This window comes from Streptomyces sp. NPDC058674, from assembly GCF_042716505.1.
In the GTDB taxonomy this organism is placed as follows: domain Bacteria; phylum Actinomycetota; class Actinomycetes; order Streptomycetales; family Streptomycetaceae; genus Streptomyces.
Map to the genome: position 1 here is coordinate 1 of NZ_JBHXSC010000056.1, position 12,405 is coordinate 12,405.

The window sequence follows — 12,405 nt, forward strand, 5'->3', positions numbered from 1 at the left end:
GCACCGGGAGGTTCGGCAGTGGGGTTCCAAGCCAGAGCAGATGCAGGATGGGCGACGGGGCTGGCTGTCGAAGCGTGGCGCTGGGTCAGGCCGCGAGCAGTACCAGCAGTTCGCAGTACAGCAGTACCAGCAGTTCCCAGTGGGTAAGCAGTTGATCGCCTGAGGGATGAACGGAGGGATTGGGCGCCATCAGGATCGCCCGGACGCCACGCGAGTCCGGGTACCGCAGGACATCGATAGTGAGGTGGTCTCCGGTCACGCATTCGCGATCCCCGCATCACACGTCTCCTTCCAGACGGGCATGCGGAAACAGAAGGCCGGCGCAGTACCAGGGCCGGCAGATGGTGTAGCAGTTCCTTCGGGGCCCTGGTGCCACAGGCACCAGGGCCCCTCCACGTTCCAGAAGAGGTGCAATGACCGCAGACGACTCCTACGGCCGTCTCGACGACGACGACTACCCCGCCTACACGATGGGCCGCGCCGCCGACATGCTCGGGACCACCCAGAGCTTCCTCCGCGCCATCGGAGACGCCCGACTCATCACCCCCCTCCGCTCCGCCGGCGGACACCGCCGCTACTCCCGCTACCAGCTGCGCCTCGCCGCCCGCGCCCGCGAGCTCGTTGACCGCGGGACCCCCGTGGAGGCCGCCTGCCGGATCGTGATCCTCGAAGACCAGCTGGAGGAAGCGCAGCGGATCAACGCCGAGTACCGCCGCGTCTCCGGATCGGCGAACCCGTCGGCCGCAGCCTGAGGCGCGGGAGTCGATGCACCACCTCGAAACAGCGGGCCCGCGACAGCGGGGCGTGATCCCGCCCCCGCTGCGGGCCACCCGCACGGTGGTCCTCGCGGACCGCTACGGTCTCATCCACCTCACCGGTGAACTCGACATGGAGACCGCCCCGGCCGTCCGCGACGCGGTCCGCGGATGCCTGGACGGCTGCCCCGCCGTCCTGCGCATCGACATCAGCGGGGTGTCCTTCTGCGACTGCTCCGGGCTGGGCGCCCTGCTGTGGGCCAAGGCCGAAGCGGCCCGCGCCGGAACCGGCTTCCACCTCAGCGGCCCGCTCCAACCCCCCGTAGCCCGTGTCCTGGACGCCACCCGCACAGCCGCCCACCTCGGTCTGGCCGCCGCAATCCGGCGGAGCGCAGCGGCCGGCAGCGGGAAGGACGCCGGCGCGCCGCGAACGGCGACACCGCCCGTCAGCCCCGCACCGCGTTGACGCCCCCGCGTCCTCCTCCCGGCGCAGGAGGCAGCGCATCGCCCTCCTGCTCAAGTCGCAGGGGCGCGGACCGGAATTCATCATCAGGACCCACGGCCCGACGGCCGGACGCCGCGATGATTTCCGCCATGGACCAAGAACTCGGCACCCTCGCCCAGCAGACCGCCGACCAGCTGGCCGACCGCCGCGTCGGGGCGGTGGTGGCCGCCCTCGCGGGCGACCACGTGGAGATCGCGGGCGCGGGCAGCACCGGCGGAGACCACGCCCGTGCACCGGGGCCCGACACCCTCTTCGAGATCGGGTCGGTGACCAAGGCGTTCACCGCCCTGGCCCTGGCGCGGCTGACCGCGACCGGCGAAGCAGGCCTGGACGAACCACTGGGCGACCTGCTGCCGGAAGGGACGGCCGTACCCTCACGCGGCGGCGAGCGGATCACCCTGCGCCACCTCGCCACCCACACCTCCGGCCTGCCCCGGCTGCCCAAGGGCATGCTGCTCCCGGCCCTGCTGCGCCCCACCAAGCCGGACCCGTACGCCCACTGCAGCACCGACTGGCTCCTGTCGGGGCTGGCCCGGACCCGCCTGGGCGCCGCACCCGGCGCGCGGTTCCGCTACTCCAACCTCGGAAGCGGACTGCTGGGACTGGCCCTGGCCCGCCGTGCCGGCACCGACTACGAAACCCTCGTGACCCGCACGATCTGCACCCCCCTGGGCATGGGGGACACCGTGGTGGACGTGGACGCCGCACGGGCGCAACGCTCCGCCCGGGGCCACGACCGCCGCCGACGGCCCACCCCGCCCTGGCACCTCGCCGGCCTGAGCGGAGCCGGCGGCCTGCGGTCGACCGCGACCGACCTGGCGGCCTTCGTCCGGGCCCAACTGGACGGCGGCCCCGAGCCCCTCGCGGACGCGATCCGCCTGAGCCGGCAGGTCGAGTACCGCACAAGCGCCTTCGCATGGGTGCACCTGGGCTGGATGGCCCACCGCCTCCACCCCCGGCAGGGCGCCCACCTCCAGATCTGGCACAACGGCGGCACCGGCGGATTCTCCTCCTTCGTGGGTTTCGACCCGGAGAAGCGCCTGGGGGTCATCGCCCTCGCCAACACCCCGCACCCGGTCGACCGGCCCGCCTTCGACCTCCTGCGCACCCTGCAGGCACAGCACGCGTCCGCGCCGAACTGACCAGGGCAGCCCGCACGCCCCCGTGCACACGCGGGGCGACTGTTGCCTTCACCCGACAGCCGTTGCAACGCGGCGTTGCGTTCGGGCTCATCTCATTGCATCAATTTATGGTCTCTGACCAGCCCGAACGTCGCCAACTGGATTGACGCTCCGTCAACAGCAACGTAGCTTTCGACGAATCGTAAACGCGTCACACCGTGCGACGAGGACGGCCCATGAGTGAAACCCTGCACACCGTCACGACACCGCCCGCCGCGCGGCGTCCCGGCTGTCCCTTCGACCCGCCGGCCGAATTCACCGAAGCCCGCCGCCACGGCCCCATCAGCCGCTACGTCCACCCCGGCGGCGTGGACGGCTGGCTGATCACCGGATACGACCTGGTCAGGTCCATCCTGGCCGACTCCCGGTTCAGCTCGCGCAAAGACCTCCTCAACGTGGTCGACTTCGAGCTCCCCGCGGCGCCCCCCGGCGAGTTCCTCCTCATGGACGAGCCCGAGCACTCGCGCTACCGCAAGCCCCTGGTGGGGAAGTTCACCGCCCGGCGCATGCGCCTGCTCGCCGAACGCATCGAGCAGATCACCACCGAGTGCCTGGACGCCATGGAGCAGGCCGGCCCCTCGGCGGACCTGGTGGCCGCATTCGCCAAGCCCATCCCCACCATCGTCATCTGCGAGCTGCTGGGCGTCCCGTACCAGGACCGGGACTCCTTCCAGGAACAGATCGACACCTTCATGAACGGGGAGACGAGCGACGAGGACCTGATCGCCGCCTACACCGCGACCCAGGACTACCTCGCCCGACTGGTGGCGGCCAAGCGCGCGAACCCCACCGACGACGTCCTGAGCGAACTCACCGACAGCGACCTGAACGACGAGGAGCTGAAGGGGATCAGCCTCATCCTCCTCGCCGCCGGCTTCGACACCACCGCCAACATGCTCTCCCTGGGCACCTTCGCCCTGCTGCAGAACCCGGCCCAACTGGACGCCCTGCGCGCCGATCCCACACTGATCGACGGGGCCGTGGAGGAACTGCTGCGGTACCTGAGCGTCGCCAAGTCGTTCATGCGGACCGCACTGGTCGACGTCGAAGTCGGCGGCCAGACCATCAAGGCCGGCACGACCGTCGTCCTGTCGTACCACACCGCCAACCACGACCCCGAGCGCTTCACCGCACCCCACCTCCTCGACCTCCGGCGCGAGGACGGCGGACACCTGGCCTTCGGCCACGGCATCCACCTGTGCCTGGGCCACCAACTGGCCCGCGTCGAGATGCGGATCGCGCTGTCCGCACTGATCGACCGCTTCCCCGCACTGCGCCTGGCCGTACCGGCCGAAGAGGTGGCCCTGCGCCCGGAGACCGCCGACATCTACGGGGTGAAGAGCCTCCCGGTCACCTGGGACGCGTGAGCGCGGTACGCCGGCGCCGGGCACTTCTGCCGGCCCGCGGCCGGCAGGCCGTCCCGACCGGCGACGCCGCGGCCGGGACCCCCGCTGCGGACCGGGACCTCCCGCGACGGAAAGCCGGATGCGGGTACCGCCCGCCCGCCCCTAGGCTGCGCTCGCGGGGGAGGCCCAGGCGCCCCGCCGCCGTCAGCGGATCGGAGATGCACGGGGTATGACCAGCCAACTGTTCGCGATCTGCATCGACGCGACCCGGCCGTCGCACCTCGCGCGGTTCTGGTCCGAGGTCCTGGGCTGGGAGCCGGCCGACGGCCCGGACGACGACATCGCGATCCTGCCCCCCGACGCCACCGGGTTCCGCCTGCGCTTCCTGCCGGGCCGGGAGCCGAAGGCCGGCCGGAACCGGGCGCACTTCGACCTGACGAGCACCTCCCCGCAGGACCAGCGCAAGACGGTGGCCAGGGCGCTGGAAGCCGGCGGGAAGCACATCGACGTGGGCCAACTCCCCGAAGAGGGACACGTGGTGCTCGCCGATCCCGACGGCAACGAGTTCTGCGTGATCGAGGCGGGCAACGCGTTCCTCGCCGACACCGGCCGCATCGGCGCGCTGGCCTGCGACGGCACACAGGAAGTCGGCTACTTCTGGAGCAGGGCGCTGCGGTGGCCACTGGTCTGGGACCAGGACCAGGAGACCGCGATCCAATCGCCACACGGCGGTACGAAGATCACGTGGGGCGGTCCTCCGGTCGCGCCGAAGACGGGCAGGAACAGGCTGTACTTCGAGCTGGCCCTCCCCGCCGACGCCGACCGCGAGGCGGAGCTCGACCGCCTGATCTCCCTCGGCGCGGCCCGCGCCGACAGCGGCGGGGGCGACGGCGACCGGGTGCTGATGCTCGACCCCGACGGCAACGAGTTCTCCGTGAGAAGCCCCCGGTAGCAGCCGGGCCCCTCCGCAAGCCCGGGCCTCGCCCCACCGGATGTCTTCTCGACGCCCGATGAGATCATGAGGGCCGAAAGCGCCGCCGGGCGGCGACGCGGGGGAGAGGACAAAGAGCGTGGCCCAGGGGCGGATGACGTACAACGTGCGGTACGGGACGCCCTTGCCGGTCGTCGTCCGCCACGGCGACGGCGCGGGACGCGAAGGGCACAGCGTCCTCGGAACGCTCTGCCGCGTGCCCGACGGCCACCCGGGCGCCGCGCACCCCTCCGCCCGGACCTTCGACATCGTCGGTGAGGGCAACACCGCGATCGCCCGGGTGTCGACGCAGGAGACGGGCTCGCGCGTGAGCGGACGCCCCGCCGTGTACCGCGTCGACGACCCGTACGGCGCCCCGCTGGGCCGGATCACCTACCGGCACGGACGCGCCCTGCGCGGCGCCCGCGCGCGCTGGACCGTCGAGTCGGCGACCGGGCACCGCGTGCGCGGCTTCCGCGGGCGCCTGGTGTGGTGGGCGCTGTGGTGGCCCGTCGGCCTGCCCGTGAGCCTGCTGTGGCTGCTCATGTCCCTGCTCGGCGAGGGCGACGACGCCTTCGGCAAGCCCCGCAGGGTCATCTGGCGCGACTCCGCACGCCGGGCGCACCTCGTCTTTCGGGGCGTCGCGGACGAGTACCGGGTCCTCGACGCGAGCTGGGACCCCCGGCTGGTGGCCGCGCTGCTCGCACTGCACCAGTCCTACGACCCGTCGGAAGGCGGCGGCGAGAAGGGCTGGTACGCCAGGCCCTGAGCCCGTCCGGTGACGTCCGGTCCGCTCCCGGCAGGCCGGTCGCCGGCCGGGCCGGTCGAGCCGGCCGGCCACCGCGCCCGGGGCACGCCCGCCGCCGGGCCGTTCCCGTCCTTCACCCCGCATCGACCCCGGCCGGGCCGGCGGCCGACCGGGCGATCCGGGCGACCCGGGCGATCCGGGTGATCCGGGCGTCCTGAAGCGGACGAGCCCCGCCGTCTGCGCACGGGCGCGGCCACCGGCCGCTGACGGCCGCTCAAAGAGCCTGGTGGGAGGGGGTTTCCCGGAAGTTTCCCGTTTCCCGTCGCGGTGGGCGACCCGCACCTCCTCGACACGCAGGGGTGGCGGGGCACACTCTCGAAGTGCCCGGCGGACGGCCGGCCCGTGCTCCGTACGACGGGCACGACAGGGCCCACCACGCCGAGGGCGACGACCCGCGGGACACCGCGACGGGGACGGGGGAACGGACATGGCGATGCACAGAGCGGCGGTGGCGGCGGTGGCGGCGGCGACCCTCCTGGCCGCGTGGGGAGGTGCGCGCGGCACCCCGGCGGCCGCGGCACCGGCACCCACGCCGGCGGTGTCGTGCGGCGTGCTCGCCCCCGGGGCCTCCGCGGTGGCGCAGGAAGCCGTACGGGCCGCGTGCGAACAGATCGGCGTCTGGTACACCTGGGGCGGCGGCCACGGACCGCAGCCGGGGCCGACCTACGGCCAGGTCGACCCGAGCGACCCGGACAGCGCACACGACCCGGAGCGGCACGGCTTCGACTGCTCGGGACTGGTCCGGTACGCCTACGCCCGCGCGGCGGGCGGCGACCCGCTGCCCGGCAACGCCTACCACCAGTTCCACTCGCCGCAGGTGAAACAGCGGTTCACGGCCGCCCAGGGGACCGCGGCACTGCTGCCGGGGGACCTGCTGGCCTGGGGGTCGGGGGGCTCCGTCCACCACATCGCGATCTACCTGGGCGCGGGGAAGATGGTCGAAGCCCGGGAGTCCGGCACCCGGATCGCCGTCAGCGACGTACGGCTGGGCGGGGACTACGCGGGAGCGGTCCGCATCGCCGCGGCGGCGGCCCCCGGCACGTTCAGCACCTGGGGCACCGATGTGTGGACCCACGAGGAGCCCTCCACCACGAGCCCGCGGGTGCACCGGTTCCCCGGTCCGACCACGGTGCGCGTCGAGTGCCAGAAGCACGCCGAACCGGTGACCGCGGAGGGCTACACCAACGACGCCTGGTCCTACCTGCCCGAGTACGGGGCGTGGATCACCAACATCTACATCAAGGGCGCCGCCTGGCTGGACGGCGTACGCACCTGCCCCTGAACACCACTCACACCACCCGCACCGCGCACACCCATCACCCGGCTCCCGAGGGAGCCCCATCGAGGAGGAAGCATGTCCGCACGCAAGAAGATCGCCCTGGGCCTCGCCGCCACCGCACTGGCGGCCGGCACGGCCACCGTGGCCGGACCCGCCGCGGCGACGCCCGCCACCGGGAAGAGCGCGGCCGCCGAGTGCGGCGTCCGCGCCGACGGAAAGCTGTGGTGCGGCAACCGGGTCGGCGCCAGGGGCTACGAGCACCGCCGCTACAACTCCGCGGTCCGCGGACCGCTGAACACGAGCCCGAGCTGGTTCCAGTGCTGGGGCCGCGGTGACCAGCACGCCGGCGGCAACAACGTCTGGTACTGGACCCAGCTGGACAACGGCCAGTGGGGCAACGTCCCGGCCGTGGACGTCCACACGTCGGTCGACCCCGCGCCGGGCCTGCGCCAGTGCTGACGCCGTGAAGGCCGCCGCCTCGCCGCCGGGAGGCGGCGGCCTTCGCGCACCCCGCCCGAAAGCGGGCGGCCCCGCAAAGGTCCGGGCCGGGCAACGGCACCATCCCGGGCCGGTGACAAACGCGATCAGGCCATCGCCCTGGCCGGTTCCCCGCGCTACGTTGACGCGACGCTTCAGCGCGGCAGAGGGAGACGACCATGCGAGCAGGCCGAGTCCGGCAGAGGGCGCTGCTCGGCGCCCTGGCCCTGAGCGGGGTGCTGGTGCTCACGGGCTGTCAGGGCGACGACGCCGATGACGGCGCGCCGCCCGCCACGCCCCCCTCCGCCCCCGGCTCCCGGCCCGCCGGGAACCAGACGGCCGCGCCGACACCGACCCGGACCGCGGCCCCGACCCCGGCCGTGCCCCCGGCCGCGTCCGCCGTCGGCGCGACGGCGACGGCGACGCCCGCCGGGAAACCCCAACCCAAACCCAAGCCCCCGGCCCCCGGGGCCACCTGTGACCACACGATGCCGATCTCCCCCGACGAGGTGGCCGTCAACCGGTACACCCCCGAGGGCGGCTTCCACAGCCTGATCGTCAGACACGGCAACTGGGGCTGCGGCGCCCCCGGCACCGACGGCGCGCCCTTCGAGACCGTCGGCAAGGAGACCTTCATCCCGATCGCCGCCGACGCCGAGATCACCGCCGTCACGCCCGTCGTCGCGAGCACCGAGAACCAGAAGATCACCCTCCAGCAGCTCATCGACTGGCTCGTCGCCCACCCCGACCAGGGCCTGGTCTTCCGCTACCACCTGGGAGCCGACGTGAGCTCCGGCGAAGGGCCCGCGATCGACACCCTGCACCAGGTCTTCACCCCCTGAAACGCCCCGGCGCAGCCGCGGGCCCGCGCCGGACCCCGGGCCGGCTAGTGCTGTGACCGGAAAGATTCACCGGGTCGCGGCGCCCGGCACGGCACCTCGCCGCGTTGTCGGACCCCGCGAGTACGTCCAGTACGAGCCGCGGCCCTCCGCCTTGCGATCCACCGCACCGGACACCGCGCCCCGGCAAACCTTTCCGGTCACAGCACTAGCCGGCCGGCGCGCTCAGCAGCCGGGCCGCGGTGACCCGGTGCAGGTGGATGAGGATGTCGTGCGACCGCGCGAGCGCGATCCGCGGATCCGTGTCGGGCGCGGGATAGGCCGTCCCGATGCGCTTGACGGGGTGCGGCGCGGCCAGCCAGGCGCGCGCCCCACCCGGTGCGTTCCGCAGATCGACGACGAAGTCGCCCGCGCGGACCCGGTCCAGCGTGTACTCGGCGCTGCCGGGCCGCGGGGCGCCCACGGTGGCCTCCCGCATGACGCCGTCCTGCCCGGTGGCGTTGAACGAGCCCCGCCCGAAGGTGGCGGCAACGCTCACGTAGCGTCCGCCCAACGCCTCGCGCAGGAAGGTGCCCTGCACCGTGGGGTAGGAGGCCGGCGTATAGGTCTCCACGGCGACATGGGCATTGTGGGCGGCCAGCAGTATCCTGCTCCCGGTGCGCTGCTGCCACCAGACCACGTTCGCGGCCATGACCGAGTCGCGGTAGCGCATGCTCTCCGCCACCTGCTGCGAGTCGTTGTGGTCGTAGGCGAAGAGCCTGGCCATCTGGTCGATCGCGGTGGCGTGCTGCACGGCCCACGCGTACGCCTCGCCGCTGGCATCCGGGCCCGGCCGCTGCTGCTCGAGCAGCGTCACCGCGAGCGCCGTCCGCTCGGCGAGGGCCCTCCGCTCGGCGAGCGGCTTGGCCAGGTACGCATCGACGTAGCCGTCCGCGCCGGTGGTCGGGCGCAGGCCCCGGTAGAGCTCGGCGAGGCGCGGTGCCAGGTGGGGGAGCGCCCCGGCCGCGTAGGCGTCCACCCGGTCGTACAGCTCCGGGCCGGCGTACGCGCTGTCGTTGCCCATGAACTGCACCGGGTCCTTCGGGTGCCGGAGGTTGTAGTCGCGCATCCACTGCACCAGGTCGCGGTACTCGGCGTTGTTCCAACTGGCGTAGACGTTCTGGAACTCCTCGTCCATGATCTGCCGCAGATCGCCCCTGCCGTGCAGGACGTAGCCGTTCAGCCGCAGCCCGGCGCTCCAGCTGCCTTCGAGGGCGAAGGTGCGAAAGCCCTTCTCCTCCACGAGGTAGCGGAACACCCGGTGCTTGAGCGTGAAGAACTCGTGCGAGCTGTGGGTGGCCTCGCCCAGACCCACGACCTCGGCGTCGCCCACCATCCGGCCGAGCGCCCGCAGATCACCGAGGCGCCCCCGCGGGTCGGTGGAGCGCAGCGGGGCCGCGACCCGGCCCAGGGCCGTGACCGGGGATTCGGCGGCGGAGGCGGAAACAGAGACGGAGGCAGTGGCGCCGGCGGGCGCGAGCGCCGCCGCGCCGGCCGGTACGGCGGCGGCCGTCACACCGACCGACAGGAGCAGGGCGACCAGGGCCGACTTGTGAATGTTCATGCCCCCAGGCTGTCCGCACCGCATCCGGGCCACCATGCGGCACATACCCCGGCCGACCCGGGGGTTGTCCCCCTCTGCCGTCCGGTGAATGTCCAGGCGGCCACCGGGTCCCCCCCCCGATCAGCCCGACGTCCCCCGGCACGTACCGGGCGCAGCCCCGGCCGTCGCCTGCACGTTCACCCCGAAGACCGTCGCCTACACCGATGGCCTGCTCGGGAAGGCTGTCCGCGCCGACGTCTCGTAGCGCGGGCAGCGCGGCGTCCGCCTCCCGCGTCACGGGAGGCGGACGTTCTGGTCCGCCGGGTCGAGGCGGTCGCGGTCCAGGCGTCGCTCACGCACGCGGTCCCCGGTAGTGGGCCCCGCTCCGACGGTAGTCCGCGAGATTGCCAGTGCAACCAATGTGGTGATCGGTTCAGGTGGGCGGGGGATGGTAGGTGTGCACCACTCGAAGGCTCCGGAAGGAGCGGGCTTCGGGTGGTGTACGTCCTGTTTGAGGTAGTTCAAAGTCGATGAGATCCCTTCCGGCGTAAGTGTCGGATAAAGGACCGGGGTCACTCAGAACCGAGTCTTGGATCTTTTTATTTGCTATTTGTAATGCTTTCCGGGGGTTGTGCGTGTACGGACGAAGGTCGTTTCGGCTTCGCTGAGCGGGGCGTCCCGGCCTCGTGGCGCACCGGCCGCGCAGGCCGTGCGGTGACCGTCATCGGCGCCGGTCGGGCGCGTGATCCGGTCGGGACCGGGGTCTGCGCCATGCCCACAGTCTGGGGCGGCGGCCTGAGCACCACATGAGTACAAGTACTCAGTCGTGTGCGGGTATTCGGCGCCGGTGGCGGCTTCACGGGAGCAAGCGCGGCTCGGCCGTGTCCGCGTCCGACGCGCCTTGTGGAGATGATCAACAGCCGTCTACTGTCCGCAGCGATCACCAGCCAAGAACGAACACGAGGGGGGACTCGTGCGCAAAGTCGCGCTTCCTTGCATTGCCGCACTGTCACTGACGCTGCTCATGCCGCAGCACTCCGTGGCGGTCGAATCCGCCCCACAGCCGCAGGCCGCGGCGGCCCAGATACCCGACCAGCCCCTGGCCCAGGGCGCGTTGTCCACGATCGGCCCCGGTCAGTACTCGACCGAGGACAAGACCTTCCAGGTCGCCGAGAACGACGTCGACGCGGGCCTCATAGGCCGCCGCCACACCGTCGCCGCGCAGCCTGACGGCGGCCTCGCCAGGCCCGAGTCCGCGCCCGCCACGCGTCCCGAGATGGGTGTGTTCGGCCCCAGTTGGGAAGCCGAGTTCGTCGGCGGCCAGCTCAACCGGAAGCTGGAGCAGAAGGGCGACAGCATCGTCGTCACCGACCTCGGGGTCGACGAGAAGATCACGTACGCGCTGAAGTCGAGCATCGACTACCCGGACGGGGGCGGCGTCAAGAAGTACGCGACCACCGACGGGTCCCAGGTCACGGCGACCTCCAAGTGGAACGACGCCACCGGCACCCTGGTGACGTCCATCGTCGAGGTGCTCGGCGTGGACCTCTCCACGGTCGCCTCCGGCGACGACGCGTTCACCGACGCCGCCGGCACGCCCATCCCGGCCGCGGACCTCAAGCCCACGTACAAGTGGCAGCAGACCGCGACCGGCACCGACAAGTGGCGGGTCACCAGCGTCGGCAACAACGTCTACGCCACCACGGTGCAGTACGACGCCCAGGGCCGGGTGTCCAAGGTCTCGAACCCCGCCGCGGGCGAGCGGCTCGCGACCTCCACCTCGGTCACCTACGCGGCCTCGACCACCGCCGCCGGCACCTCCTTCGGTGACTACGCGGGCCGCGTCAAGCAGATCACCGTCACCGAGGGCGCCACCACGCAGACCCTCGCCCGGTACGCGTACGACTCCTCCGGCCTGCTGCGCACCGTGGCCAACCCGAGCGAGGGAGCCGAGCCGCAGGCCACCTACGGCTACGACGCGACCAAGCGCCTCTCCGACATCAGCTCGCCCACCAACGGCAGCTGGGACCTGAGCTTCGCGGCCAACTCCGCGGCCCCGACCGCCACCCTCGACGGCGAGGCCGTCCCCACCCCGGGCCTGCCCGTCGAGGGCGACGCCCCGAACGACAGCACCGGCGTCACCACCGCGCCCCCCGCCTCGGACTTCCCCGGCGGCGAGATCACCGACCCGACGTCGTACCCGGCGAAGTGCAGCTGGGCGCGGCACTGGATGTACTACTGGAAGACCGGCTGCACCTCCAAGGTGGCGCACTACGGCTGGCGTTCGCCCCAGTGGAAGACGACCCCGACCGGCTACAAGGTCCGCGGCATCAACCACGACCACTGCACCACCGCGCCCGACAAGCCGCTCGGCTACAACTTCAGCCCCTCCTGCGACATGCACGACTACGGCTACGGCCTGATCGGCAACTCCTACAAGGGCTACCGGTACTACCTGTCGCGCAACAAGGGCCTGTCCGTGGACTCCGTGTTCTACAGCACGCTCTACAGCAAGACCTGCCCCGCCTACTACTTCAAGAGCACCTGCCGCTCCCTCGCCAACACCTACTTCGGCGCGGTGACGGTCTTCGGGCGGGCCAAGAACGGCGCGAACGCCACCTGATGACGGGCGCGGACTCCTGACGTCCCCTCGCACGGCCTCC

At 72.3% G+C, this 12,405-nt stretch carries 11 protein-coding genes; 10 read left to right on the forward strand and 1 reads right to left on the reverse strand.

Translation table 11 applies throughout. The features are described 5' to 3' along the window. Window positions 1-413 precede the first annotated feature (413 nt). From ACFWU6_RS24905 to ACFWU6_RS24945, 9 genes are all read left to right on the forward strand, one after another. Window positions 414-752, forward strand: coding sequence for a MerR family transcriptional regulator (locus ACFWU6_RS24905; protein WP_383805871.1), 339 nt, complete (start codon window positions 414-416; stop codon window positions 750-752). A 13-nt stretch (window positions 753-765) separates the two neighbouring features. After that, a complete protein-coding gene (locus ACFWU6_RS24910) occupies window positions 766-1,221 on the forward strand; it encodes an STAS domain-containing protein (protein ID WP_383983120.1) in 456 nt (151 codons plus the stop codon). 128 nt (window positions 1,222-1,349) lie between these two features. Next, window positions 1,350-2,402 (forward strand): serine hydrolase domain-containing protein, encoded by a 1,053-nt coding sequence (locus ACFWU6_RS24915; protein WP_383983122.1) that lies wholly within the window; start codon window positions 1,350-1,352, stop codon window positions 2,400-2,402. A 215-nt stretch (window positions 2,403-2,617) separates the two neighbouring features. Continuing rightward, entirely contained in the window at window positions 2,618-3,808 is a 1,191-nt protein-coding gene (locus tag ACFWU6_RS24920; protein WP_383805866.1) for a cytochrome P450, read from the forward strand. Window positions 3,809-4,016: 208 nt separating this feature from the next. Then, window positions 4,017-4,739 carry a VOC family protein gene (locus tag ACFWU6_RS24925; protein ID WP_383983124.1) on the forward strand — a complete coding sequence of 241 codons (723 nt, stop codon included), beginning with the start codon at window positions 4,017-4,019 and terminating at the stop codon, window positions 4,737-4,739. Between the two features lie 133 nt (window positions 4,740-4,872). Beyond that, window positions 4,873-5,526 carry a hypothetical protein gene (locus tag ACFWU6_RS24930; RefSeq protein WP_383983126.1) on the forward strand — a complete coding sequence of 218 codons (654 nt, stop codon included), beginning with the start codon at window positions 4,873-4,875 and terminating at the stop codon, window positions 5,524-5,526. Between the two features lie 466 nt (window positions 5,527-5,992). Further along, entirely contained in the window at window positions 5,993-6,847 is an 855-nt protein-coding gene (locus tag ACFWU6_RS24935) for a C40 family peptidase (protein ID WP_383805860.1), read from the forward strand. Window positions 6,848-6,919: 72 nt separating this feature from the next. Further along, on the forward strand, window positions 6,920-7,303 hold the full coding sequence (locus ACFWU6_RS24940; RefSeq protein WP_383805858.1) for a hypothetical protein: 384 nt from the start codon (window positions 6,920-6,922) through the stop codon (window positions 7,301-7,303). 197 nt (window positions 7,304-7,500) lie between these two features. Beyond that, entirely contained in the window at window positions 7,501-8,163 is a 663-nt protein-coding gene (locus tag ACFWU6_RS24945; protein WP_383983127.1) for a hypothetical protein, read from the forward strand. A gap of 205 nt (window positions 8,164-8,368) precedes the next feature. Here ACFWU6_RS24945 and ACFWU6_RS24950 read toward each other — a convergent pair whose 3' ends face one another. Further along, the gene (locus ACFWU6_RS24950; protein WP_383983129.1) at window positions 8,369-9,763 is read right to left on the reverse strand and encodes an erythromycin esterase family protein; all 1,395 of its coding nucleotides are present in this window, start codon (window positions 9,761-9,763) and stop codon (window positions 8,369-8,371) included. Window positions 9,764-10,766: 1,003 nt separating this feature from the next. On the opposite strand from ACFWU6_RS24950, the gene ACFWU6_RS24955 reads away from it, so the two are divergent. After that, entirely contained in the window at window positions 10,767-12,365 is a 1,599-nt protein-coding gene (locus tag ACFWU6_RS24955) for a phospholipase A2 (RefSeq protein WP_383983131.1), read from the forward strand. Window positions 12,366-12,405 lie beyond the last annotated feature (40 nt).

Coding starts and splice junctions, on each gene's coding strand:
- ACFWU6_RS24905 (WP_383805871.1), top strand. CDS start 414: ATGACCGCAGACGACTCCTACGGCCGTCTCGACGACGACGACTACCCC.
- ACFWU6_RS24910 (WP_383983120.1), top strand. CDS start 766: ATGCACCACCTCGAAACAGCGGGCCCGCGACAGCGGGGCGTGATCCCG.
- ACFWU6_RS24915 (WP_383983122.1), top strand. CDS start 1,350: ATGGACCAAGAACTCGGCACCCTCGCCCAGCAGACCGCCGACCAGCTG.
- ACFWU6_RS24920 (WP_383805866.1), top strand. CDS start 2,618: ATGAGTGAAACCCTGCACACCGTCACGACACCGCCCGCCGCGCGGCGT.
- ACFWU6_RS24925 (WP_383983124.1), top strand. CDS start 4,017: ATGACCAGCCAACTGTTCGCGATCTGCATCGACGCGACCCGGCCGTCG.
- ACFWU6_RS24930 (WP_383983126.1), top strand. CDS start 4,873: ATGACGTACAACGTGCGGTACGGGACGCCCTTGCCGGTCGTCGTCCGC.
- ACFWU6_RS24935 (WP_383805860.1), top strand. CDS start 5,993: ATGGCGATGCACAGAGCGGCGGTGGCGGCGGTGGCGGCGGCGACCCTC.
- ACFWU6_RS24940 (WP_383805858.1), top strand. CDS start 6,920: ATGTCCGCACGCAAGAAGATCGCCCTGGGCCTCGCCGCCACCGCACTG.
- ACFWU6_RS24945 (WP_383983127.1), top strand. CDS start 7,501: ATGCGAGCAGGCCGAGTCCGGCAGAGGGCGCTGCTCGGCGCCCTGGCC.
- ACFWU6_RS24950 (WP_383983129.1), bottom strand. CDS start 9,763: ATGAACATTCACAAGTCGGCCCTGGTCGCCCTGCTCCTGTCGGTCGGT.
- ACFWU6_RS24955 (WP_383983131.1), top strand. CDS start 10,767: ATGCCGCAGCACTCCGTGGCGGTCGAATCCGCCCCACAGCCGCAGGCC.